The 23683-nt window shown below is 74.0% G+C and carries 21 protein-coding genes; 5 read left to right on the top strand and 16 right to left on the bottom strand.

Annotated elements, in window-relative coordinates; genetic code table 11:
- Positions 1 to 92: 92 nt before the first annotated feature.
- Positions 93 to 284, bottom strand: a complete 192-nt coding sequence (locus ACQZOG_RS23490) for a hypothetical protein (RefSeq protein WP_037642195.1) — start codon at positions 282 to 284, stop codon at positions 93 to 95.
- A 257-nt stretch (positions 285 to 541) separates the two neighbouring features.
- Here ACQZOG_RS23490 and ACQZOG_RS23485 point away from each other — a divergent pair, with 257 nt between their 5' ends.
- The gene (locus tag ACQZOG_RS23485) at positions 542 to 1606 is read left to right on the top strand and encodes a PucR family transcriptional regulator (protein ID WP_033274092.1); all 1065 of its coding nucleotides are present in this window, start codon (positions 542 to 544) and stop codon (positions 1604 to 1606) included.
- 577 nt (positions 1607 to 2183) lie between these two features.
- On the opposite strand, the gene ACQZOG_RS23480 is transcribed toward ACQZOG_RS23485, so the two are convergent.
- The 5 genes from ACQZOG_RS23480 to ACQZOG_RS23460 all read right to left on the bottom strand — a co-directional run bounded on the left by ACQZOG_RS23480 (position 2184) and on the right by ACQZOG_RS23460 (position 6031).
- Complete coding sequence (locus tag ACQZOG_RS23480; protein ID WP_051724434.1) at positions 2184 to 2951, bottom strand: hypothetical protein; 768 nt, start codon at positions 2949 to 2951, stop codon at positions 2184 to 2186.
- 100 nt (positions 2952 to 3051) lie between these two features.
- A complete protein-coding gene (locus ACQZOG_RS23475) occupies positions 3052 to 3483 on the bottom strand; it encodes a DUF6299 family protein (protein ID WP_261675775.1) in 432 nt (143 codons plus the stop codon).
- Between the two features lie 159 nt (positions 3484 to 3642).
- The gene (locus ACQZOG_RS23470) at positions 3643 to 4467 is read right to left on the bottom strand and encodes an alpha/beta fold hydrolase (RefSeq protein ID WP_037642193.1); all 825 of its coding nucleotides are present in this window, start codon (positions 4465 to 4467) and stop codon (positions 3643 to 3645) included.
- Positions 4468 to 4508: 41 nt separating this feature from the next.
- Complete coding sequence (locus tag ACQZOG_RS23465) at positions 4509 to 4907, bottom strand: RidA family protein (protein WP_430741772.1); 399 nt, start codon at positions 4905 to 4907, stop codon at positions 4509 to 4511.
- Entirely contained in the window at positions 4904 to 6031 is a 1128-nt protein-coding gene (locus tag ACQZOG_RS23460) for an acyl-CoA dehydrogenase family protein (RefSeq protein WP_261675774.1), read from the bottom strand. The genes ACQZOG_RS23465 and ACQZOG_RS23460 overlap by 4 nt, the downstream gene beginning before the upstream one ends.
- A gap of 118 nt (positions 6032 to 6149) precedes the next feature.
- Here ACQZOG_RS23460 and ACQZOG_RS23455 point away from each other — a divergent pair, with 118 nt between their 5' ends.
- Together ACQZOG_RS23455 and ACQZOG_RS23450 are read left to right on the top strand one after the other, a co-directional pair.
- Positions 6150 to 7754 carry an AMP-binding protein gene (locus ACQZOG_RS23455; RefSeq protein ID WP_033274097.1) on the top strand — a complete coding sequence of 535 codons (1605 nt, stop codon included), beginning with the start codon at positions 6150 to 6152 and terminating at the stop codon, positions 7752 to 7754.
- A gap of 34 nt (positions 7755 to 7788) precedes the next feature.
- The gene (locus tag ACQZOG_RS23450; protein ID WP_037642186.1) at positions 7789 to 8622 is read left to right on the top strand and encodes a PaaX family transcriptional regulator; all 834 of its coding nucleotides are present in this window, start codon (positions 7789 to 7791) and stop codon (positions 8620 to 8622) included.
- 22 nt (positions 8623 to 8644) lie between these two features.
- Here ACQZOG_RS23450 and ACQZOG_RS23445 read toward each other — a convergent pair whose 3' ends face one another.
- A complete protein-coding gene (locus tag ACQZOG_RS23445) occupies positions 8645 to 11023 on the bottom strand; it encodes a bifunctional salicylyl-CoA 5-hydroxylase/oxidoreductase (protein WP_359498601.1) in 2379 nt (792 codons plus the stop codon).
- 5 nt (positions 11024 to 11028) lie between these two features.
- Complete coding sequence (locus ACQZOG_RS23440) at positions 11029 to 11856, bottom strand: enoyl-CoA hydratase family protein (protein ID WP_033274100.1); 828 nt, start codon at positions 11854 to 11856, stop codon at positions 11029 to 11031.
- Positions 11857 to 12172: 316 nt separating this feature from the next.
- Here ACQZOG_RS23440 and ACQZOG_RS23435 point away from each other — a divergent pair, with 316 nt between their 5' ends.
- Complete coding sequence (locus tag ACQZOG_RS23435; protein ID WP_033274101.1) at positions 12173 to 12616, top strand: ATP-binding protein; 444 nt, start codon at positions 12173 to 12175, stop codon at positions 12614 to 12616.
- Positions 12617 to 12625: 9 nt separating this feature from the next.
- Here ACQZOG_RS23435 and argF read toward each other — a convergent pair whose 3' ends face one another.
- The 5 genes from argF to ACQZOG_RS23410 form a co-directional block, all read right to left on the bottom strand.
- Positions 12626 to 13633: an ornithine carbamoyltransferase gene (argF, locus tag ACQZOG_RS23430; protein ID WP_033274102.1), complete on the bottom strand. Its 1008-nt coding sequence runs from the start codon at positions 13631 to 13633 to the stop codon at positions 12626 to 12628.
- A gap of 94 nt (positions 13634 to 13727) precedes the next feature.
- Positions 13728 to 14951: an arginine deiminase gene (locus ACQZOG_RS23425; RefSeq protein ID WP_037642178.1), complete on the bottom strand. Its 1224-nt coding sequence runs from the start codon at positions 14949 to 14951 to the stop codon at positions 13728 to 13730.
- Positions 14952 to 15063: 112 nt separating this feature from the next.
- Positions 15064 to 17622 carry a polynucleotide kinase-phosphatase gene (locus ACQZOG_RS23420; protein ID WP_193455895.1) on the bottom strand — a complete coding sequence of 853 codons (2559 nt, stop codon included), beginning with the start codon at positions 17620 to 17622 and terminating at the stop codon, positions 15064 to 15066.
- Positions 17619 to 19097: a 3' terminal RNA ribose 2'-O-methyltransferase Hen1 gene (locus ACQZOG_RS23415; RefSeq protein WP_406715892.1), complete on the bottom strand. Its 1479-nt coding sequence runs from the start codon at positions 19095 to 19097 to the stop codon at positions 17619 to 17621. Before ACQZOG_RS23415 ends, ACQZOG_RS23420 begins: the two co-directional genes overlap by 4 nt.
- A gap of 162 nt (positions 19098 to 19259) precedes the next feature.
- Positions 19260 to 20180 (bottom strand): LLM class F420-dependent oxidoreductase, encoded by a 921-nt coding sequence (locus tag ACQZOG_RS23410; RefSeq protein ID WP_037642174.1) that lies wholly within the window; start codon positions 20178 to 20180, stop codon positions 19260 to 19262.
- 211 nt (positions 20181 to 20391) lie between these two features.
- Here ACQZOG_RS23410 and ACQZOG_RS23405 point away from each other — a divergent pair, with 211 nt between their 5' ends.
- On the top strand, positions 20392 to 20652 hold the full coding sequence (locus ACQZOG_RS23405) for a hypothetical protein (RefSeq protein WP_430741771.1): 261 nt from the start codon (positions 20392 to 20394) through the stop codon (positions 20650 to 20652).
- A 713-nt stretch (positions 20653 to 21365) separates the two neighbouring features.
- Here ACQZOG_RS23405 and ACQZOG_RS23400 read toward each other — a convergent pair.
- The 3 genes from ACQZOG_RS23400 to ACQZOG_RS23390 form a co-directional block, all read right to left on the bottom strand.
- A complete protein-coding gene (locus ACQZOG_RS23400) occupies positions 21366 to 21836 on the bottom strand; it encodes a DUF6099 family protein (RefSeq protein WP_033274186.1) in 471 nt (156 codons plus the stop codon).
- 180 nt (positions 21837 to 22016) lie between these two features.
- Positions 22017 to 22397, bottom strand: a complete 381-nt coding sequence (locus ACQZOG_RS23395) for a nucleotide pyrophosphohydrolase (RefSeq protein WP_037642169.1) — start codon at positions 22395 to 22397, stop codon at positions 22017 to 22019.
- The gene (locus tag ACQZOG_RS23390) at positions 22390 to 23607 is read right to left on the bottom strand and encodes an ATP-binding protein (protein WP_359517855.1); all 1218 of its coding nucleotides are present in this window, start codon (positions 23605 to 23607) and stop codon (positions 22390 to 22392) included. Before ACQZOG_RS23390 ends, ACQZOG_RS23395 begins: the two co-directional genes overlap by 8 nt.
- Positions 23608 to 23683: the final 76 nt, after the last annotated feature.

Genomic DNA, 23683 nt, shown 5'->3' with positions numbered 1-23683 from the left:
GGATGTGTGCGGCGCCTCGCGGGCGAGGGCCTCAAGGGTGTGGGGCCTCGCTCCGGGGCGAGGCGGTGTCGTCCGGTGGTGGTGGAGACGGCTCAGCCGTCGACGCGGTTTCGCGCCGGGCGCGGAGGGTTGCCCTCCGCGCGCAGGCGCGCCGCACCGTCCCGGTCCGCGCCGCGCGTGCGCGGGGACCGGGACGGCCAGGGTTCGTCGGGGGCGCTGCGGTGCAGCGGTCCCGTACGGCGGGGGGCGGCCGGGCCGTGGACGCGGTTCGCGAAGGTCCGCATGGGTCCGCCCCCTCTCCGTCTTTCCGTCCGTGCGTTCAACGGTCGATGTCGTCGGGCAGCACCGCTCCCCTCCGGGCCCGGTGCCGTACACCTGCCGGTGTCCGGCACCGGAACCTCCGCAGTGCTCCCCGCGAGCTATGCTGCACGGCCCGGGCCGTATCGCGCATTGCCGGTTTCCGGCAAAGTTCACTAGGGTCTGCATGCCGGTGTGCCGCCATGAACGCATCAGGACGACGTCAGGAACGTGAGGGGACGACGTGTCGGAACGAGAGATTCCGGAGCAGTATCTGGAGGGCTACGCCGAGATACTGACGGAGGTCGCGGCCACGGGCCGGCGCCTCACCCGCGACGAACTCGTCTCCCGCCGCGCCCTCGGGGAACAGGCCGCGGAGGCCGGTTTCGGTCTGCGCTCCCTCGTCATCGCGCATCTCGAGGCGGCGCGCGGCGCCTGGCCGGCCCGCGGCACGGACGCGGCCGACGGGGCGCTCGCCGCCGTGCAGCAGGCGGTGGACGCGTTCGCCGAAGGGTACGAGCGGGCGCAGCGGCTGGCGGTCCGTCAGGAGGAGGCGGCGCGCCGGGAGTTCATCGACGACCTGCTGTACGGCCGCAGCGACCTGGGACGGCTGGCCGAGCGCGCCGAACGGTTCGGGCTGCGGCTGTCCCACGAGCACGCGGTCGCCGTCGCCCGGGGCCCCGTCGCCTACGAGGAGGGCGACCCGGTGCCCCGTCAGGTGGAGCGCGCCCTGATCGCCCGGTTCGGCAACCGCAGCATCCTGCTCACCACGAAGGACGGGCGGCTGCTGTGCATCGCGCCCGGCCACCAGCAGGAGGTGCTCATCCACTTCGCCAAGCAGGCGCACGCCGCCACCGACGGCGGCCAGGTCGCCCTCGGACGCCCGCAGCCGGGACCGGGCGGGGTGGTCCAGTCGTACGAGGAGGCGCTGAACGCGCTGGAGATCGCCGAACGGCTGGACATGGACGACCCGGTGCTGCGCGCCTCCGACCTGCTGGTCTACCCGGTGCTTGCCCGTGACCGGCAGGCCATGGCCGACCTGGTGCACAACACCCTGGGCCCGCTGACCGAGGCGCGCGGCGGGGCCGGGCCGCTGCTGGACACGCTCACCGCCTACTTCGACTCCGGCTGTGTCGCCGCCGAGGCCGCCCGCCGGCTGTCGCTGAGCGTGCGGGCGCTGACGTACCGGCTGGAGCGGATCCACCGCCTGACCGGCGCCGACCCCGGCGACCCGGCGCACCGTTACATGCTGCAGACGGCGGTCATCGGGGCACGGCTGCTGGACTGGCCGGACGCGGCGGTGGCGTAAGCAGCCACGGCTCCACCGGGAGCTGCGGTGCGGGCCCTCGGGGCCACGGGTGGCACGGGTCGGAACCCGTCGCCCTTTGATCGAGCAGAAGGCCGCCATCAGGGCTCGGCTACCGGACCGGCCGGACGCGCGCGCGGCATAAGGCGCCACGGCTCCATCAAAAGCCTGCGGTGCAGCCCCTCAGGGCCACAGGTGGCACGGGACGGAACCCGGCCGCTCCGATCGAGCAGACGGCCGCCATCACGGCCTGGCCACCGGACCGGCCGGACGCGCGCGCGGCATAAGGCGCCACGGCTCCGTCAAAAGCCTGCGGTGCGGCCCCTCGGGGCCACGGGCGGCACGGGGGCGGAACCCGGTCGTCCCGATCGAGCAGACGGCCGCCGTCAAGGCCCGGCTACCGGCCGGACGGACGCGCGCGCGGCATAAGGCGCCACGGCTCCGTCAAGAACCTGCGATGCGGCCCCTCGGGGCCACGGGTGGCACGGGGCGGAACCCGGTCGTCCCGATCGAGCAGACGGCCGCCGTCCAGGCCCGGCTGCCGGACCGGCCGGGCCTGGCGGTGGTGTTGGGCCTACGGCTACGTCAGAAGCTTCTGCCGCAGCTCCTCCGGGCCCAGGGCGGTCAGTTGCGGCACCTGGGCGTTCCAGTCACGCGCGGCGTCGTCCACGGCCTCGGCGACCGCGCGGGTGAGGGGGCGGCGGGCCAGGGCCAGGCCGAGCGACACGAGGGGGCGGAGCAGACCGCGGCCGCGCACGCGCACGGCGACCGTGACCTCCCAGTCGCCGTGGCCGGGGCCGGGACGCGGGACCGCCGTCAGTTCGGCGCGGGCCACCCCGCACGTCAGCCGCGCCCGCAGCGGCGGCCTGCGCACGCCGCCGCCCCCGTCCGCCGTCTGCCACCAGTCCCCGCACCGCAGTTCGGCGTCTACGTCGAACCGGGACAGCGGTGACCAGACACCCGTGAGCGCCGCGCGGCCGGACAGCTCGACGCGGTCCGGCCGGTCGGGCCCGAACAGCGCGGCCCGCCCGGTGAGGTCGCCGTCGGACCCGGACCCGGAGAAGGCGACCCGCAGGGCGTGGGTACGGCGCCACTCCTCGACGGTGATCCGTACCGTGTCGGTGCCCTTGCCGGCGTCGGCTTCCTCGGTGCTCTCGTACACCGCGCCCGGCCGCAGATGGCGTCCCTCGGCCAGCCGCAGCTCCGGTGCCTGCCGGCCGTCGGGCAGCAGGACGCGCCCGTCCTCCGCCGTCGTGCTCTCGGCGAGGTCGGTCACGGCCCCGAGGGCGTCGACGAACCAGGGACGCGGGACGGGCGCGAGGGCCACGGTGCGGGCGATGCGGACCATGCGGACACGGTGACGCCCGGGCGGTGCTCAGGTCCATGCCCGGGCCCGGCAGCACGTCGGCGGAGGTGCTTCCGGCGCCCGGCAGCCGTGGTGCGCGTGGTCAGCTCTCGACGAGGGTGACGTCGTGGCGGCCGGTGGCGTGCGGGACGGGAAGGATCAGGATGCCGCTCGCGCGCAGCTCCAGCAGGGTCGCCTCCACCGTGGCCGGGCCCGGCTTCAGGGCGTTCCGCAGGGTCTTGCCGCTGTTCTGCCAGCGGTGTTCCGCGCCGTCGCACACGGCGACGGAGCCGCCGATGCCGTAGGTGACGTTGGGCGTGGACTGGCTGACCGAGGAGCTGATGTAGACCCGTCCGGTGCCGGCGACACAGCGGTAGGTGCCGGTGAGGGTGACGGTGCCGTCGGCGGCGATCTTTCCTTCGGGATCGACGGTGACGTACTCCGCGGGGGCGGACGGCGCGGCGGCCGCCGAGGGGGCCGCGACGGCGGCGCCGAGCAGCAGCAGCGCGGCGCCGAGGAGGGGGCGTACGGGCATGAGGGGGACCTCCGAAGTGAGCGGAAGAGGGAACTCCAGCAGTACCCGCCTCGCGGGGCCGCGGCCACTCGTCCTCACCCTTCCGGCCGCGCCCCCGCCCTGAAGGGGCGCGGGGAACTGCGCGACCAGCCCCCACCGGCCCGCGCTCGGCCGTACCGCTCAACCCTCCGCGACGAACCACCGCAGCAGCGAAGCCAACCGCTGCGGACGGTCCTCCGCGATCAACGTCCGCGTCCCCCTCAGTTCCACCAACCGCCCCCGCGGCAGCAGCTCCGCCAGCATGCGACCGTGTTCCCGCGGCATCATCAGATCCTCCGTCGCCCAGACGACGAGAGCGGGGCGCTGGAAGCGCCGCAGCCCCTGCGCCGCCTCCAGGAGTTCCGTCCGCCGCACATGCGTGTGGTAGTGCCGGAAGTCCCGCCGGATCGCCGGATCCGTCCGCAGCGGCCGGAGCCACCGCTCCACCACCTCGTCCGGCACCGGCCGCTTCGTCAGGGCGCCGAAGCCGACCGGAAGCCGGCGCAACGGCTTCCAGCCCAGCACACGGACCATCAGCGGAACACCGCCGGGCACCCGGCACGCGAGCCCGATCATCTTGCCGGGAAGCCCCGGCGGGTAGTTGTCGAAGGCCTCGCAGGAGATCAGCACCAGCCGGGCCAGCCGCTCGGGGTGCCGCGCGGCGACCGTCTGGGCCCGCCCGCAGTCGCTCTCGACGAGCGTGACGTCCCGCAGGTCCAGCCGCTCGAGGAACTCGGCGATCAGCTCGTTGACCAGGTCCGGCGTGGGCGGCCGGCGCATCGGCCGGCGGTGGGCCCCGTAGGGCAGGGTCGGCGCGACCAGGCGGTGGTCGGTGCGCAGTTCGGCGACGACATGACGCCAGACGGAGGCGTCGTGCAGCAGGCCGTGCAGGAGCACGACCACCGGCCCGTCGCCGCCCGTGTCCTCGTACGCGACGGTGCCCGCGCTCAGCTCGATCTCCGGCATCGCTCCAGGCTAGGAGGGACGGGCGGGGCGCGCCCGGCGGCTCACGGGAGGACGGCGAAACCGTCGAGTTCCACCATCGCCTCCTCGTCCCACAGCCTGACCACCTCCACGACGGCCATCGCCGGGTAGTCGCGCCCGGCCAACTCCCGCCACAGACGACCGAGTTCGCGCGCGTGCTCGCGGTACGCGGCGACGTCGGTGGCGTACACGGTGACGCGGGCCAGGTCGGCGGGGGTGCCGCCGGCGTCGCGGAGGGCGGTGAGAAGGTTGGTGAGGGCGCGGGTGAACTGTTCGGGGAGCGTGTCGCCGACGACCTTCCCGTCGCCGTCCAGGGCGGTCTGCCCGGCGAGGAACACCACGCGGGAGCCGGCGGCGACGACGGCGTGGGAGAAGCCGGCGGGCGGGGACAGGTCGGGCGGGTTGACGCGCTCGGCGGTCACCGGGCCTCCAGGGTCTTGTACAGCTCCTTGGCGATGATGCCGCGCTGGACCTCGCTGGCCCCCTCGTAGATGCGGGGCGCGCGGACCTCGCGGTAGAGGTGTTCGAGCAGATGGCCCCGGCACAGGGCGCGCGCGCCGTGCAGCTGGACGGCGGTGTCGACGACGAACTGGGCGGTCTCGGTGGCCAGCAGCTTCGCCATGGCGGAGCGCCGCGGCACGTCGTCCGCGCCCTCGTCGTACGCGGTGGCCGCCGCGTAGACCATCAGGCGGGCGGCCTCCGTGCGGACGGACATCTCGGCGACCTGGTGGGCGACCGCCTGGAGGTCCTTGAGCCGCCCGCCGAACGCGTCCCGCGTGGCGGTGTGGGCGACGGTCGCGTCGAGGGCGGCCTGTGCCATGCCGACGGCGAACGCGCCGACGCTCGGCCGGAACAGATTGAGGGTGTCCATCGCGACCCGGAAGCCCGCGTCGGGTTCGCCGAGGACGTCGGCGGCGGTGACCGGTACGCCGTCGAAGCGCAGGGTCCCGAGGGCGTGCGGGGCGATCATGTCGAGGCGGCTGCCGGTGAGGCCGGGCCGGTCGGCGGGGACGAGGAAGGCGGTCACGCCGCGCGCGCCCGCGCCGGCCGTGGTGCGGGCGAAGACGGTGTAGAGGTCGGCGTCGGGGGCGTTGGAGATCCAGCACTTCTCGCCGGTGAGCCGCCACCCGTCGGTTCCGTCGCGTTCCGCGCCCAGGGACAGGGCGGCCGCGTCGGAGCCGGTGCCCGGTTCGGAGAGGGCGAAGGCCGCGACCGCCGAGCCGTCACTCACCCGGGGGAGCCACCGCTCCCTCTGCTCGGGGGTGCCGTGCGCGTGCACGGGGTGGGCGCCGAGGCCCTGGAGGGCGAGGGCGGTCTCCGCCTCGGTGCACGCCTGGGCGAGCGACTCGCGCATCAGGCACAGGTCCAGCGCGCCGGAGGTGAACAGCCGGGAGAGCAGTCCGAGGGCGCCCAACTCGGCGACCAGCGCCCGGTTCACGCGGCCCGGCTCCCCCTTCTCGGCGAGCGGCCTGAGCCGTTCGACGGCCAGGGTGCGCAGCTCCGCGCACCGGGCGAGTTGTGACGGTTCGAGCGAGAATGCGGTCATCGCCGGTCCCTTCCCTCGCCGGTGGGCCACCCGCCGAGGTTATCGCGAACCGTTGACTGCCGTCACCAACACGCTACGCTCCTGATGCGAGCCCACCACGCCAAGGGGGCGAACCGGCATGAATCCACGGCCCACCGCGCACGTCGACACCTTCGCCCGCGACCATCTCCCGCCACCGGACGAGTGGCCCGAGCTCCGCTTCGACCTGCCGGAGCTGCGCCACCCCGAGCGGCTGAACTGCGCCGCCGAGCTGCTCCGGGGCCAGCCCGACGACCGCCCGGCGTTCCGCACGCCCGACGGCGGCGTCTGGACGTACGGGGAGCTGCGCGCGCGGGTGGACCGGCTGGCCCGGCTGCTCACCACGGACCTCGGGGTGGTGCCCGGCAACCGGGTGCTGCTGCGCGGGCCCACCACCCCCTGGCTGGCCGCCTGCTGGCTGGCGGTGCTGAAGGCGGGCGCGGTCGCCGTCACCGTGCTGGCCCAGCAGCGGCCGCACGAGCTGGCCACCATCTGCGCGCTCGCCGAGGTGCGGCACGCCCTGTGCGACGTGCGCTCCCTCGACGACCTCGTGAAGGCGGAGGTCCCGGATCTGCGCATCGCCGTGTTCGGCGGCGACTCCCGCGACGACCTGCTGCACCGCCCGGCCCCCGAAGGACCGTTCGACGCGGTGCCGACGGCCGCCGACGACGTCGCCCTGATCGCCTTCACCTCCGGCACCACCGGGAAGCCCAAGGGCTGCATGCACGTCCACCGGGACGTGCTGGCCGTCGCGGACACCTTCTCCCGGCACGTCCTCAAGCCGGTCGCCGACGACGTGTTCGCGGGCAGTCCCCCGCTGGGCTTCACCTTCGGGCTCGGCGGTCTGGTGGTGTTCCCGCTGCGCGCGGGCGCGAGCGCCCTGCTGCTCGAACAGGCGCACCCTGACCAGTTGTCGGCGGCGATCGAGCAGCACGGGGTGTCGGTGCTGTTCACCGCGCCCACCGCCTACCGGGCGATGCTGGCGGCGGCGGACGGGCACGACCTGTCCAGCCTGCGCCGCTGCGTCTCGGCGGGCGAGAACCTACCGGCGGCGACCTGGCGGGCCTGGCACGAGCGCACCGGGCTGCGCATCATCAACGGCATCGGCGCCACCGAGCTGCTGCACATCTTCATCTCCGCCGCCGACGACGACATCCGCCCCGGCACCACCGGTGTGCCGGTGCCCGGCTGGCAGGCGCGGGTGCAGGACGCGGACGGCGTCCCGGTGCCCGACGGACAGCCGGGGCTGCTCGCGGTGCGCGGGCCCGTCGGCTGCCGCTACCTGGCCGACCCGCGCCAGCGGGACTACGTACGGGACGGCTGGAACGTCACCGGCGACACCTACGTCCGCGACCCCGACGGCTACTTCCGCTACGTGGCCCGCGCCGACGACATGATCATCTCGGCCGGTTACAACATCGCGGGCCCCGAGGTCGAGGACGCGCTGCTGCGCCATCCGGACGTGGTGGAGGCGGCGGTGGTCGGGCGTCCCGACGAGGCGCGGGGCCAGGTCGTGGTGGCCTACACGGTCCTCAGGGAGGGCGCCGGGCGGGACGCCGAGGGGCTACGGGCGTTCGTGAAGGAGGAACTGGCGCCGTACAAGTGCCCGCGGGAGATCGTCTTCCTGGACGCGCTGCCGCGCACGGCCACCGGCAAGCTCCAGCGGTTCCGGCTGCGCACCGGCGCCGGGAACGACCAGGGCTGATGCCGGGGCGGCGGGCCCAGGGACACGACCTAAGATGATCAACGTGTCCGACCAGCATGCTCCACGGTCTCTCATCGTCACGCTCTACGGCGCCTACGGCCGGTTCGTGCCGGGCCCCGTGCCCGTCGCGGAGTTGATCCGGCTGCTGGCCGCCGTCGGCGTGGACGCCCCGTCCGTGCGTTCCTCCGTCTCCCGGCTCAAGCGCCGCGGACTGCTGCTCCCGGCCCGCACCGACCGCGGGGCGGCCGGCTACGAACTGTCCCCCGAGGCGCGCCAGTTGCTGGAGGACGGCGACCGGCGCATCTACGCCGTCGCGCCGCCCGGCGACGAGGGCTGGGTGCTCGCGGTGTTCTCGGTGCCGGAGTCGGAGCGGCAGAAGCGGCACGTGCTGCGCTCCCGGCTGTCCGGTCTCGGCTTCGGCACGGCGGCGCCGGGCGTGTGGATCGCCCCGGCCCGGCTGTACGAGGAGACCCGGCACACCCTGGAGCGGCTGCGGCTGGACCGGTACGTCGACCTCTTCCGGGGCGAGCACCTCGGGTTCGCGGCCACGGCGGAGGCGGTGGCCCGCTGGTGGGACCTGAAGGCGATCGCGGAGGAGCACGAGGCGTTCCTGGAGCAGCACGCGCCGGTGCTGCGTGCCTGGGAGCGGCGCACGGACACCCCGCCCGAGGAGGCGTACCGCGACTACCTCCTCGCCCTCGACTCCTGGCGTCACCTCCCCTACGTCGACCCGGGCCTGCCCGCCGGTCTGCTGCCGGCGGACTGGCCGGGCACCCGCTCGGCGTCCGTCTTCCGGGCGCTGCACGAGCGGCTGCGGGACGCGGGCGCGGAGTTCGCGAACCCGGCCCCGGATTCCGAGGCCGGCTGACGCTGAGGCGCGGCCTCGGGGGTCAGGCGCCCGGCGCCTCCGCGAGCGGCAGGTCGGACAGGGTGAGCCGGGGCTTGGGCGCGTCGGTGCGGCCGGTGCGGGGCGGGCGGCTGCCCGCGCGGTACTGCGGCGGCCAGACCACGCCCGGACCCTCGTACCCCTGCTCGGCGGCCGCGTGCAGCGTCCAGTGCGGGTCGTACAGGTGCGGGCGGGCCAGCGCGCACAGGTCCGTGCGGCCGGCCAGGATGAGGGAGTTGACGTCGTCCCAGGAGGAGATCGCGCCGACCGCGATCACCGGGACGCGGGCCTCGTTGCGCACCCGGTCGGCGAACGGCGTCTGGTACGAGCGGCCGAACTCCGGTTCCTCGTCGGCGACGACCTGCCCGGTCGACACGTCGATCGCGTCGGCCCCGTGGTCGGCGAAGGCGCGAGCGATCGCGACCGCGTCCCCGGCCGTGGTGCCGCCCTCCGCCCAGTCCGTCGCGGAGATCCGCACGGTCATCGGCCGGTCCTCCGGCCACACCGCCCGCACCGCGTCGAACACCTCCAGCGGGAAACGCAGCCGCTTCTCCAGCGTGCCGCCGTAGGCGTCGGTGCGCCGGTTGGTGAGCGGGGAGAGGAAGCCGGAGAGCAGATAGCCGTGCGCGCAGTGCAGTTCGAGCAGGTCGAAGCCGGCGCGGGCGGCCCGTACGGCGGCGGCCGTGAACTGCTCCCGCAGGTCGGTGAGGTGCGCGCGGGACAGCTCGCGGGGTGTCTGGCTGCCCGGCTTGTACGGCAGCGGGGACGGGGCGACCAGGGGCCAGTTGCCCTCGTCGAGGGGTTCGTCCACGCCCTCCCACATCAGCCTGGTCGAGCCCTTGCGGCCGCTGTGGCCGAGCTGCACGCCGATGGCGGTGCCCGGGGCGCGGGTGTGCACGAAGTCGGTGATCCGCCGCCACGCCTCCGCCTGCCGGCCGCTCCACAGCCCGGCGCAGCCGGGGGTGATGCGGCCCTCCGGGCTGACGCACACCATCTCCGTCATCACCAGGCCGGCGCCGCCCAGCGCGCGGGCGCCGAGGTGGACGAGGTGGAAGTCGCCGGGCAGCCCGTCGGCCGCCGAGTACATGTCCATGGGCGAGACGACGACCCGGTTGCGCAGGGTGAGTCCGCGCAGCCGGAACGGGGTGAACATCGGGGGCGTGCCGGGCGGGCAGCCGAAGCCGCGCTCCACCGCCTCGGTGAAGTGCGCGTCGCGCAGCCGCAGGTTGTCGTGGGTGACGCGGCGGCTGCGGGTGAGCAGGTTGAACGCGAACTGGCGCGGCGGCTGACGCAGATACAGGGCGAGGTTCTCGAACCACTCCAGGCTGGCGCGCGCCGCGCGCTGGGTGGAGGCGACCACGGGCCGCCGTTCGGCCTCGTAGGCGTGCAGGGCGTCGGTGAGCGTGGGCTGCTCGCTCAGGCAGGCGGCGAGCGCGAGGGCGTCCTCCACGGCGAGCTTGGTGCCGGAGCCGATGGAGAAGTGGGCGGTGTGGGCGGCGTCGCCGAGCAGCACGACGTTGCCGTGCGACCAGCGCTCGTTGACGACCGTACGGAAGGTCGTCCAGGCCGAGTTGTTGGAGCGGAGGGGGCGGCCGCCGAGCGCGTCCGCGAAGATCTTGGCGCAGCGTTCGACGGACTCGGTCTCGTCGAGCTCGTCGAACCCGGCGGCGCGCCACACCTCCTCGCGCATCTCCACGATCACGGTGGAGGCGTCGGCGGAGAACGGGTAGCCGTGCAGCTGCATCACGCCGTGTTCGGTCTCGGCGATCTCGAAACGGAAGGCGTCGAAGGGGAAGTCGGCGGCCAGCCAGATGTAGCGGCAGCGGTGCGCGGTGATGTGCGGGCGGAACACGTCCGCGAAGGCGGTGCGGGTGGTGCTGTGGACTCCGTCGGCGGCGATCACCAGGTCGTGGGTCGCCGCGAGGCGGGCGGGGTCGGGGGCCTCCTCGCGGAAGCGGAGTTCCACCCCGAGGGAGCGGCAGCGGTGGTGGAGGATCTCCAGGAGGCGGCGGCGGCCGAGGGCGGCGAAACCGTGTCCTCCGGAGGTGTGGCGGGTGTTGCCGTGGACGATGTCGATGTCGTCCCAGCGGACGAATTCCGCCTGGAGGGCGGTATAGACCTCCGGGTCCGCGTGTTCGATGCCGCCGAGGGTTTCGTCCGAGAGGACGACGCCGAAGCCGAAGGTGTCGTGGGGGGTGTTGCGTTCCCACACGGTGATGTGGCGGTTCGGCTGAAGCCGTTTGAGGAGGGCGGCTGCGTAGAGGCCGCCGGGGCCTCCTCCGACGATCGCCACGCGTAGGGGGCCGTTCGGCTTCGTCGGCGGGTGCGGGTTCGTTGTGGCTTGTCGCGCAGTTCCCCGCGCCCCTGGGGGTGTTGGTGGCATCGGTGCTACCTCCCTCGCCACTTCGGGGCTCGCTTCTCCGTGAAGGCCGCGTGGAACTCGGCGTAGTCCTCTCCTGTCATCAGGAGGGCCTGGGTGGAGGCGTCCAGTTCGATCGAGGCCGCCAGGGGCATGTCCAGTTCGGAGGTCAGCAGGGCCTTCGTCTGGGCGTGGGCCAGGGCGGGGCCGTCGGCCAGGCGGCGGGCCAGTTCGCGGGCCGCCGTGTCCGCGCCGCCCTCGTCGGCGAGCGCGCTGACCAGGCCGATCCGCTCGGCCTCCGGGGCGTGCACCGGCTCGCCCAGCATCAGCAGGCGGGTGGCGTGGCCCAGGCCGACGACCCGGGGCAGCAGGTAGGCGGCGCCCATGTCGCCGCCGGAGAGGCCGACCCGGGTGAACAGGAAGGCGAAGCGGGCGGTGGGGTCGGCGACGCGGAAGTCCGCGGCCAGCGCGAGGACCGCGCCGGCGCCCGCAGCGACCCCGTGCACCGCGGCGACCACGGGGAAGGGGCACTCCCGTACCGCGCGGACGACCTGGCCGGTCATGCGGTTGAAGTCGAGGAGCTGCGCGGTGTCCATGGAGAGGGTCGCGCCGATGATCTCGTCGACGTCGCCGCCGGAGCAGAAGCCGCGCCCCTCGCCGCCCAGCACCAGGGCGCGGACGGCCCGCTCCCGGGACAGCTCGGCGAGCAGGTCGCGCAGGTCGGCGTAGGCGCCGAAGGTGAGCGCGTTCAGCTTGTCGGGGCGGGCGAGGGTGACGTGGGCGACACCGTCGGCGACCTCGACGCGCAGATGCTCCCAGCGCGCGGTGCGGGCGGCGGAGCCGGTGAAAGGACTCATGAGGGCGGCCTCCTCGGACGGGCACTGCGCGGCTCAGTGAGGTCTGCCACTCGAAGCTATCACCGATTGGTGACTGTCGTCACGAGTGCGCGATACGCCGTTCGGGCGCCGTCACACGCGTCACGGAACATCGACGCCTGCGTAACGGTGCGGGCGGGTGTGCGAGGCGGGGTCGCCGGGCGGGTAGGCCGCGGATGCCGGGGCGCAGCGCCCCGGGCGGCGCGCCCGGCAGGGCTCCGGTGCTCCCCCGTCCCGGGGGCGGGACCGGGCGAGGCGCGCCGTACCATGGGCACTCGAACACGGGAGCGCCCGCTCCATGAACGGAACCGCTGTGTACGAACCCCCCGCCGTCCCCACCTCCTGGCGCGTCGCGCTGCCGCACACCACCGCGGCCGTGCCCGTCGCGCGCGCCCTGGTGCGCACGGCGCTCGCCGAGCGGGAGCACTCCGCCGACTGCGACACGGCGGAGCTGCTGACGGCGGAGCTGGTGGCGAACGCGGTGGAGCACACCTCGGGCGCCACCCCGATCGAGCTGGTCCTGCGGCTGCTGCCGACCGGTTTCCAGGTGGAGGTGCACGACGAGGACCCGGAGCCGCCCCGTGACCTCACGAAGCCGAACCTCGACCTGCCCGACCCGTGGCAGGAGCACGGGCGCGGGCTGCTGCTGATCCGCTCGCTCAGCTCGTCGTGCGGGCACCGCCCCACCGAGTCCGGCAAGGCGGTGTGGTTCCATCTGCCGGGCCAGCGGCGCCCGGTCTGACGGGCCGCGTCAGCCGAGGGTGGCGACCAGGACCGCCTTGATGGTGTGCATGCGGTTCTCGGCCTCGTCGAAGACCAGCGAGTGCGCCGACTCGAACACCTCGTCGGTCACCTCCAGCGACTGGAGGCCGTGCGCCTCGTACACGTCCCGGCCGACCGCGGTGCCCAGGTCGTGGAAGGCCGGCAGGCAGTGCAGGAACCCGACGTCCGGGTTGCCGGTGGCGCGCAGTACGTCCATGGTCACCGCGTAGGGCGCGAGGGCGGCGATCCGCTCACCCCAGACCTCCTTGGGCTCCCCCATGGACACCCAGACGTCGGTGGCGACGAAGTCGGCGCCCGCGACGCCCTCGGAGATCTCCTCGGTGAGCGTGACGCGGGCCCCGCTCGCCGCGGCCAGCTCACGGGCCCGGTCGACCACCTCCTGCGCCGGCCAGTACGTCTTCGGCGCGACGATCCGTACGTCCATGCCGAGCAGGGCCGCGGTGACCAGATAGGAGTTGCCCATGTTGAAGCGGGCGTCGCCGAGGTAGGCGAAGGCGATGTCCGTGAGCGGCTTGTCGCTGTGCTCGGTCATGGTGAGCACGTCGGCGAGCATCTGGGTGGGGTGCCAGTCGTCGGTGAGCCCGTTGAACACGGGCACGCCGGCGTACGCGGCCAGCTCCTCGACCTTGGCCTGGCTGTCGCCCCGGTACTCGATGCCGTCGTACATCCGGCCCAGCACGCGGGCGGTGTCCTTCACGGACTCCTTGTGGCCCATCTGCGAGCCGGACGGGTCGAGGTAGGTCGTGGAGGCGCCCTGGTCGGCGGCGGCGACCTCGAAGGCGCAGCGGGTGCGGGTCGAGGTCTTCTCGAAGATCAGCGCGATGTTCTTCCCGCGCAGGTACGGCGTCTCGGTCCCGGCCCGCTTGGCGGCCTTCAGTTCCGCGGCCAGCTCCAGCAGGCCGCGGAACTCTTCCGCGGTGAAGTCGGCCTCCTTGAGGAAGTGGCGGCCGGCGAGGGGGGTCGGGACTGTCGCCATGGGGGCGCTCCAGGACTGGGGGACACGAACCATGGAAGTCTATACGACTCCTTGCAATTCTATACAGATCCCTCCGTGCCCGTCCCCGCCCCTGCTACACGGCGTCCCGCTCGACCGGGCAGCTCATGCAGCGCGGCCCGCCCCGGCCCCGGCCCAGCTCGCTGCCGGGGATCTCTATCACCTCAATGCCCTGTTTCCGCAGATGGGTGTTCGTGGTGGCGTTGCGCTCGTAGGCGACGACCACGCCCGGTTCGACGGCCAGCACGTTGCAGCCGTCGTCCCACTGCTCCCGCTCGGCCGCGTGCACATCCTGGGTGGCGGTCAGCACCCGGATCTCGCTCAGGCCGAGCGCGGCGGCGATCGCCCGGTGCATGTGCTCCGGCGGATGGTCGGTGACCTTCAGTTCCTTCTCGTCGGCGCCCGGCTCGATGGTGTACGAGCGGAGCATGCCGAGGCCCGCGTACTGCGTGAAGGTGTCACCGTCGACCATGGTCATCACAGTGTCGAGATGCATCAGGGCGCGTCTCTTCGGCATGTCGAGGGCGACGATGGTGCGCGCCGAACCGGCCGCGAACAGCTTGTGCGCGAGCATCTCCACGGCCTGCGGGGTGGTGCGCTCGCTCATCCCGATCAGCACCGCGCCGTTCCCGATGACCAGCACGTCCCCGCCCTCGATGGTGGACGGGTAGTCGGCCTGTCCCTCGGACCAGAGGTGGAAGGACTCCTTGCGGAACATCGGGTGGTGCCGGTAGATCGCCTCGAAGTGCACGGTCTCCCGCTGCCGGGCCGGCCACCGCATGGCGTTGATGGCGACGCCGTCGTAGATCCAGGCGGAGGTGTCGCGGGTGAAGAGGTGGTTGGGCAGCGGGCGGAGCAGGAAGTCGTCCAGCTCCATCGCGTGGAAGCGCACGGAGACCGGCTCGGGGTGGGAGTCGAGGAACTCCCGCTTGGTCATCCCGCCGATCAGCGCCTCGGCCAGCTCCGGCGCCGGCAGCGTCTCGAACGCGGCGCGCAGATGGTCGGTGGCCAGCGGGCCGTACTCCTTCTCGTCGAAGACCCGGTCGAGCACCAGCCCGCGCGCCTCGGGCAGCTCCAGCGTCTCGGTGAGCAGGTCGCCGAAGAGGTGGACGGTGACGCCCCGGTCGCGCAGCACGTCCGCGAAGCCGTCGTGCTCCGCGCGCGCCCGGCGCACCCAGAGCACGTCGTCGAAGAGCAGCGCGTCCTTGTTGCTCGGGGTGAGCCTTTTGAGCTCGAGATCGGGCCGGTGCAGGATGACGCGGCGCAGCCGCCCGGCCTCGGAGTCGACGTGGTAGGTCATGACTCCATCCTGACCGCCCGCACCCGGGTTCACCCCTGCCCTGGCCGAATCCCGTCCCCCACACGCGGGATGCGGACGGGGGCGATGGATCGCTCCTCCGCCCCCGTCCGCCTCACAGGCGCGGGTCGACCGGCTCGGACTCCAGGGCGAGCACCGCGAACACCGGCTCGTGGACGCGCCACAGCGGCTCCCCGTCGGCGAGCCGGTCCAGGGCCTCCAGGCCGAGGGCGTACTCGCGCAGGGCGAGGGACTGCTTGTGGCCGAGGAAGCGGGACCGCAGCCGCGCCAGGTTCTCCGGGCGGGTGTACTCGGGACCGTAGATGATCCGCAGGTACTCCCGGCCGCGGCACTTGATGCCCGGCTGGACCAGCCGTCCGGCGCCGTCGCGGGCCAGGGCGTCGACCGGCTTGACGACCATGCCCTCGCCGCCGCGGCCGGTCATCTCCAGCCACCAGTCGACGCCGGCCCGCACCGACTCGGGGTCGGCGGTGGCGACGTAGAGGCGGCGGGTGGTCTGCAGCAGGCCCGTGGCGTCGTGCTCGACCATGCGGTCGATCAGGGCGAGCTGCCGGTCGTGCGGCAGTGCGGCCAGGCTGCGCCCCTGGACGGCGAGTATCTGGAACGGCGCGAGACGCACGCCCTCCAGCCCGTCGGTGGTCCAGCAGTAGCGGCGGTAGGCGTCGGTGAACCCGGCCGCCGCGCTCGCCCGCTCGCGCTGACGGGTCAGCAGCTCACCCACGTCGACCCCGCGGGCCGCGGCGCCTTCCAGTGCTGCGAGGGCCGACGGGAAGACCGCGCCGGCCGCCGCGCCGACCGCCGCGTACTGCGTGCGCAGCAGCCCGGACGCCTTCAGCGACCACGGCATCAGCTCCGCGTCCAGCAGCAGCCAGTCCGTCTCCAGCTCGTCCCACAGCCCGGCCTCGCCGGCCGCCGTGCGCAGCCGGCCGAGGATCTCCTCGGTGACGTCCGCGTCGTCGAAGAACGGCCGGCCGGTACGGGTGTACAGCGACCCGGTCCCGCCCCCGGCCGCGCCGAACCGGCGGGCCGCCGTCTCCGCGTCACGGCACACCAGGGCGACCGCGCGCGAGCCCATGTGCTTCTCCTCGCACACCACCCGCGCCACGCCGTCCTGCTCGTACCGCGCGAACGCCTCCACCGGGTGCTCCAGGTAGCCGTCGAGCTGCGAGGTCGCGGTGGGCGCCATGGTCGGCGGCAGGTACGGCAGCAGCCGCGGGTCGAGCGCGAACCGGCTCATCACCTCCAGCGCGGCGGCGGCGTTCTCCTCCCGTACGGCCACCCGGCCCATGTGCCGGGTCTCCACGACCCGCCGGCCGTGGACGTCCGCCAGGTCCAGCGGACGCCCCTCGTGCCCGCCGGGCGCCTCGGTGCGCAGCGGCCGCACCGGCTCGTACCAGACCCGCTCGGCCGGTACGTCGACCAGCTCGCGCTCCGGCCAGCGCAGGGCGGAGAGCTTGCCGCCGAACACCGCGCCGGTGTCCAGGCAGATGGTGTTGTTGAGCCAGGTCGCCTCGGGGACGGGCGTGTGGCCGTAGACGACGGCGGCCCGGCCACGGTAGTCCTCCGCCCACGGATAGCGCACGGGCAGCCCGAACTCGTCGGTCTCGCCGGTGGTGTCGCCGTAGAGGGCGTGGCTGCGGACCCGGCCCGAGGTGCGGCCGTGGTACTTCTCCGGCAGGCCGGCGTGGCAGACCACGAGGTTGCCGCCGTCGAGGACGTAGTGGCTGACCAGGCCCTCGACGAACTGCCGTACCTCGGCGCGGAACTCCTCGCTCTCGCCCTCCATCTGCGCGACGGTCTCGGCGAGCCCGTGGGTGAGCTGCACCTTGCGGCCCTTGAGGTGGCGGCCGAACTTGTTCTCGTGGTTGCCGGGCACGCACAGGGCGTTGCCCGACTTCACCATCGCCATCACGCGGCGCAGCACACCCGGACTGTCGGGGCCGCGGTCGACGAGGTCGCCGACGAACACGGCGGTGCGGCCCTCCGGGTGGACGCCGTCGACGTAACCGAGCTTGCCGAGCAGCGCCTCCAGCTCGGAGGAGCAGCCGTGGATGTCGCCGATGATGTCGAACGGCCCGGTGAGGTGGGTGAGGTCGTTGAACCGCTTCTCCGTGACGACGGTGGCGTGCTCGACCTCCTCCACGCCGCGCAGCACGTGCACCTTGCGGAAGCCCTCGCGCTCCAGGTGGCGCAGGCCGCGCCGGAGCTCGCGGGTGTGGCGGCGGATGACCCGGCGGGGCATGTCGGCGCGGTCGGTGCGGGCCGCGTTGCGCTCGGCGCACACCTCCTCGGGCACGTCCAGCACGATGGCGATGGGCAGCACGTCGTGCTGCCTGGCCAGGTCGATCAGCTGGCGCCGGGCGTCCTGCTGCACGCTGGTGGCGTCGACGACGGTGCGGCGGCCGGCCGCGAGGCGCTTGCCGGCGATGTAGTGCAGCACGTCGAAGGCGTCACGGGAGGCGCTCTGGTCGTTCTCGTCGTCGGCGACCAGACCCCGGCAGAAGTCGGAGGAGATGACCTCCGTCGGCTTGAAGTGCCGGCGCGCGAACGTGGACTTGCCCGAGCCGGAGGCGCCGATCAGCACGACCAGGGACAGGTCGGTGACCGGCAGGGCACGGCCGCGCGCGGCGGTGGTCGTGTCGGTGGTGGTCATGCGGCCTTCGCCTCCTTCGGGGTGTCGAGCTTCGGGGTGTCGAGCCGGAACACGGCCATCTGGGTGGGCGGTCCGACCTCGGGGTCGTCCGGCCCGACGGGCAGGAACTCCACGTCGTAGCCGTGTCGTTCGGCGACGGTGCGGGCCCAGCCGCGGAACTCCTCGCGGGTCCACTCGAAGCGGTGGTCACCGTGCCGGACGTGCCCGGCCGGCAGGCTCTCCCAGCGGACGTTGTACTCGACGTTCGGGGTGGTGACGCACACCGTGCGAGGGCGGGCCGACCCGAACACCGCGTACTCCAGGGCGGGCAGCCTCGGCAGGTCGAGGTGCTCGATCACCTCGCTGAGCACGGCCGCGTCGTAGCCCTTGAGGCGCTTGTCGGTGTAGGCGAGGGAGCCCTGGAGGAGGGTGACGCGGGACGCCTGGCGCTCGCCCATGCGGTCCAGCTTCAGGCGGCGCGAGGCGATGGTGAGCGCCCGCATCGACACGTCGACGCCGACGATCTCGGTGAACGCCGGGTCCTTCAGCAGCGCCTGCACCAACTGGCCCTGCCCGCAGCCCAGATCGAGCACCCGGGCGGCGCCGGACGCGCGCAGCACGCCGAGGATCGCCTCGCGGCGCTGCACGGCGAGCGGGGTCGGCCTCTCCTCGTCCTCGGCCTCCGGCTCCACGGCGTTGTCGAGGTCCTCGACCTCGCTGTCGTCCGCCTCGGCCAGCCGCACCAGCTCCAGCCGCTCCTTCGCCTGCCGGGTCAGCGACCAGCGGTGGGAGAGGTAGCGGCGGGTGATCAGCTCCCGCTCGGGGTGTCCGGCCAGCCAGCCGTCGCCGACGCGCAGCAGCTTGTCGACCTCGTCCGGGGAGACCCAGTAGTGCTTGGCGTCGTCCAGGACGGGGAGCAGCACGTAGAGGTGGCGCAGCGCCTCGGCGAGGGTGAGGGACTCCGCCTGGAGGGCCAGGCGTATGTAGCGGGAGTCGCCCCAGTCCGGGAACTCGGTGTCCAGCGGCACCGGTTCGGCGGTGACCGTCCAGCCGAGCGGCTCGAAGAGGCGGCGGACCAGGTCGGCGCCGCCGCGCGCGGGCAGCGCGGGCACCTCGACGCGCAGCGGCCGCGGGGTGCCCGGCAGCTCAGGGCGGGCCGTGCACACGCCGCGCATGGCACTGGAGAAGACCGAGCCGAGGGCGACGGCGAGCAGGGAAGAAGCCGCGTACGGGCGGTCGTTGACGTACTGGGCGAGGGCGGCGTCCGGGGCGCCGCCGCGGCCCTTGCCCTTGCCGCGCCGGACCAGTGCCACCGCGTCCACCTCCAGCAGCAGCGCCGCCGTGCAGCGTTCGGCGTCCGCCTCCGGGTAGAGGACGTGCGCCGTGCCGTACGACGTGGAGAACGCCTGCGCCTTCTCGGGATGCTTGTGCAGCAGATAGCCGAGGTCGGTCGCCGGGCGCTGCGCGGAGCCGGTGGTACTGATCGTCAGGAACACGGAGTCACACCTCGAGACACCTTCTGAGCTGGGGGTACACACCGGGATTCCGGTGTCGGCCCAACGTACAGGGAAGGCGTCGCGAGGGTCCGCGCATTTTTCGCACGCACGCGGAGCGAGCGGGGCCGCTCCCGGTGGGACCGGCCCCGCTCGGCGCGCCGGTCAGGACAGCTGGGACTGGACCTGGGAGGAGATCAGCTCCAGGTGGTCCAGGTCGGACAGGTCGAGCACTTGGAGGTAGACGCGCTGGGAGCCGGCCTCGGCGTAGCGGCCGATCTTGTCGACCACCTCGGCCGGCGAGCCCGCCAGACCGTTCTCCCTCAGCTCGTCGGCCTCGCGGCCGATCGCGGCGGCACGGCGCGCCACCTCCGCGTCGTCGCGGCCGACGCAGACGACGAGGGCGTTGGAGTAGACGAGGTCGCCGGGGTCACGGCCGGCCTCACGGGCGGCGTCGCGGACCCGCTGGAACTGGGCCGCGGAGTCCTCGACCGACGCGAAGGGGATGTTGAACTCGTCGGCGAACCGGGCCGCGAGGCGCGGGGTGCGCTTGGCGCCGTGGCCGCCGATCAGCACGGGCACCTTGGACTGGGCCGGCTTGGGCAGCGCGGGCGACTTGGTGAGGTCGTAGTAGGTGCCGTGGAAGTCGTAGGTCTTGCCGACCTCCGTGGCCCACAGGCCGGTGACGATCTCCAGCTGCTCCTCGAGGCGGGCGAACTTCTCCTTGGGGAAGGGGATGCCGTACGCCTTGTGCTCCTCCTCGAACCAGCCCGCGCCCAGGCCGAGTTCGACGCGGCCGCCGGACATCTGGTCGACCTGTGCGACCTGGATGGCGAGCACGCCGGGCAGGCGGAAGGTGCCGGCCGTCATCAGTGTGCCGAGACGGATGCGCTTGGTCTCGCGGGCGAGTCCGGCGAGGGTGATCCAGGCGTCGGTGGGGCCGGGCATGCCGTCCCCGCCCATGCTCAGGTAGTGGTCGGAGCGGAAGAAGGCGTCGAAGCCGAGGTCCTCCGTGGCCTTGGCGACGGTGAGCAGAGTGTCGTAGGTGGCCCCCTGCTGGGGCTCGGTGAAGATGCGGAGATCCATGCCTCTTATCCTGCACGTTCCTCGGGGCGGGGGCGCGCGAGGGCCCTCGGCGTGCCTCGTCGCACGCCGGTGGTACGGCCGGTCGTGACCGGGGGTGGGGAAGATCGTTGGCTCGTTCGGAGCCGGAGCGTCCGGCGCCCGCGCCGGCCCTGTGACGCCGGGGTGTCACCGTGTCGGCCCCCGGGCGGGGCCATGGGCCGAGGGGGCCGTCATGTCGGAGGAGCAGAACAGTGTGCCGCAGCGGGGCGGGGCGCCGGCCGGAGGGCCGCAGGGGGGTCTGCTCGCGCAGATGGACCTGCTGATGGCGGCACTGAACGCGGACCTGTCCGCACTGGACGCGGAGCTCCAGGGAGCCGGCGGGGCCGACAGGGCCGGCGGGAGGGGTGAGGCGCAGGGGGCGTCCGGCGGGGGGCGGACGGAGGAGGTCGGGGCGTCCGCGGCGGAGGGCTCGGGGGGCGGCCCGGGCGTCTGAGACGGGCGGGCCGCCCGGACTGCCGGATACCTGAGGAGGCCCTGCGCGTCCGGGACGGGCTGCGCCCCTGGGCGCCCGAGACGGCCGTGCGCGGCGAGTGCCTGAGACGGGCGGGCGCCCGGACTGCCGAGCCGGGCTCCGCTCCCGTCCGTCCGGGGGCCTGAGGTGACCCGGCCTCCGGGCTTCGAGGCGAAGGCTGAGGCGGGGCTGCGCTCCCGGGCTCGGGGCTCCGGGTGCACCGGGCGACGGTCGGGGCGCCTGCGGGCGGGCCCGCGGAACTGAACGTCCTGGGCGAGCCGCGCGGCCGGGGCCCGAGGCGCGGCGCGCGGCAGAGGTCCGGGGCCTCAGCCGGCGAGGTCCGGTCCGCGCCTCAGAGGCGGCCTTGCGCGGCGGTGGCCCGAGAGGGGCTCCGCTCCCCCGATCCGCCGATCCGCCGATCGGAGCAACCGTCGGTCCGGCCGATGGAGGGCCCTCCGCACCCCGCCGACGTCCGCAGACATGACGAACGCTTCGACCGACCGCGCGACCGCGCGCTGTCGCCGCGCCGCACTGACCGGCCTGATAGGCGGGGCCGGGGCGGCGGTCCTGGCCCGCTGCGCCGCCCCGGAGGGCGTGAAGCGGCGCCGTAACTCCACTGCGAGGTCGTCCTCGACTGGCTTCAGCAGGTGCTCCGACCCCGGTGCGCGGGAGGCGGCGAGACCCACGCGGGGCCGTCAGACTGCCTCCCGTCGGGGTGGCGCCGCCTCCCGGTCCGCCAGTTTGCGGAGCATGTCCCGGACGCGGTCCCGGGCCTCGTCCGCCGCGTCGATGGCCTCGACACAGCTCCAGTACGTCGCCTCGTCGTCGGCGGCGCAGGCGATGCCGACGAGGGCGATACCGACGTCGCCGAGCAGGCCGCCCAGGTGCATCAGGCACGCGCGGGTGTCACCCAGCTCGGTGAGCCGGGCCGCGCGCGGCTCACCGGAATCGAGCGGCGTCCGGTCCAGGACGCCGATGCCATGGCCGGCCAGGTCGGCCAACCCTGTTGCCTCGTCGCGGAGTTGAGGCGGGCCCACGAGGGCCAGGCGGCTCCCTATCGCCTGGGCCAGGGCCTGCGCCTGCCACACCTCGGTCAGCAGGTCCGGAACCCCGCCGCCGGTGGCCAGGGCCCTCCTGCTCGTCACGATGAGCCGCACAGCGTCCATGCGCTGCCCCCGTCTGTCCGACGCGCTGCCCACGCGTCCGCATCCGTTGAACTCCCTTGTTCACTACCCAGAGTGAAGCTCTGTGAGACAAAAGGCCAGAGGAAGTCCGAAATCTGTGGACAGCCTCGGGTGTCAGGTCGAATGTTCGACCACGGAGCGTGAGAGCGGAAGGGACGGCTCCTAGGGGTGGGGCGGAGCGGCGGACCGTTCCGGAGCCGGCACCGGGAACCTGTGCTCGTTCCGGTCGATCTTGTCCGCCAGCGCGGCCAGTGGGTCGACGCCGAGGACCTCGCAGAACTGGAGGAGGTAGGCGAGCACGTCGGCCACCTCGTCGGTGACGCGGTGCGCGGTGTCCGGGTCGTCCATCACGCGGGCGGACTCCTCCGGCGTCAACCACTGGAAGATCTCCTGCAGTTCGGCGGCCTCCACGCCGAGGGCGGCGACGAGGTTCTTGGGCGTGTGGTACGGCTGCCAGTTCCGAGCGGCGGCGAAGTCGACGAGGCGGCGCTGGAGCGCGGGCAGGTCGGCGGGCCGGGACGCGTCGTCGTGCGGGTCAGTCACGCCTCAGGTGTACCACGGTCGCCCCGGGCACCCCGGCGGCCCAGGTCGCGTCGCTCACCGCGCCGACCAGGCGGATGTGCCCCCGTTCGCACATCCGCGCCGCCAGCGCCAGCAGGGCCGCGCGCTGGGCCGGATCCTGCGCCCGGTCCAGGCCGTCGGCGAGGACGGTGAGGCACTGCAGGGCGGCCGGGACCTCGCCGGGCACGTCGGCCTCCAGCACGCCGGGTCCGGTGAGCAGCACCAACGCCAGGGCCGTGTAACGCAGTTCGCCGTCGCCGAGCCGGCGCAGCGTGGTGCGGGCGCCGTTGCCGCGGTCCAGCACGGCGCGCACCAGGCGGCCTCCGGCGCACGGCTCGGCGAGCAGGTCGGCGACGGGTCCGGCGCAGCCGACCCGCACCGCGTCGACGAGCAGGGCGTGGCGGCGGGTGCACTCGGAGCGGGTGCGCCACAGTACGTCGGCGAGGTTCTCGCAGCCGGGGAGCAGCCGGCCGCTGCCCGCCGGGACGGGGTCCCGCATCCGCTCGGGGCGGGGGTCGCACGGGAAGACGGAGCGCAGCGCCACCAGCATCTGCTCGGCCGCGGCCAGCACGCGGAGCTGTCCTTCGGTCGTGCCGGCCACGCGCAGCGGCAGCAGCGCGGTGCCGAGACGGTCGTCGGGGAGGGGCGCGCGGGTGACGGCCGTGGCGCCCGCCGTGTGCCAGGCGGCCTGCACGGTGCGCCTGCTCGGGTCGCGCAGCGCGGTCTCCAGCAGGACCAGGCCGTCGGCGGACAGCCTCTCCCCCACGATGCGCAGTTCGGGTTCCGCCTGGACGGCGACCTCCAGGCGGACCGGACCTTCGGGTCCTTCGGCGGTGCAGCCGATGCGGAAGCCGCGGCGGCGCTGGGCGTCGGGCCGGGCCCGCTCCGGGACACACGCCGACGGGTCCGGGAACACCTCGCCCAGTTCGGCCCCGCCGCCGAGCCGGGCGAGCGCCTCGTACGCGCGCAGCGCGGTGGTCTTGCCGGTGCCGCTGGGGCCGGCGAGCAGAGTCAGGTCGCCCAGCCGGAACGTGGTGCCGCGGTGTCCGGCGAAGGCGGAGAGCAGCAGCTCGGTGACGCGCGGCAGCGAGGGGCGCCGGGCCCGCCCGGCATCCACTCGGGCGGGTGAGGAAGGCGCGGCGGGCGGCGGGGGCGTCGTCGCGACCGGCTGGGGCGGGGGCGGCGGGGTCATGCGCCGGACGCTAAACGCTGCTGCCGCCGCCGAACCGTTCCCTCAGGAGGCCGTTCCTACGAACGGACGGCGCGCC

Origin of the sequence: Streptomyces sp. P13-3-3, from assembly GCF_050571355.1 — a bacterium.
Taxonomy (GTDB): Bacteria; Actinomycetota; Actinomycetes; order Streptomycetales; family Streptomycetaceae; genus Streptomyces; species Streptomyces althioticus.
Note: the sequence above shows the minus strand (reverse complement) of the source record. Positions and strands in the feature narration are given on the sequence as shown.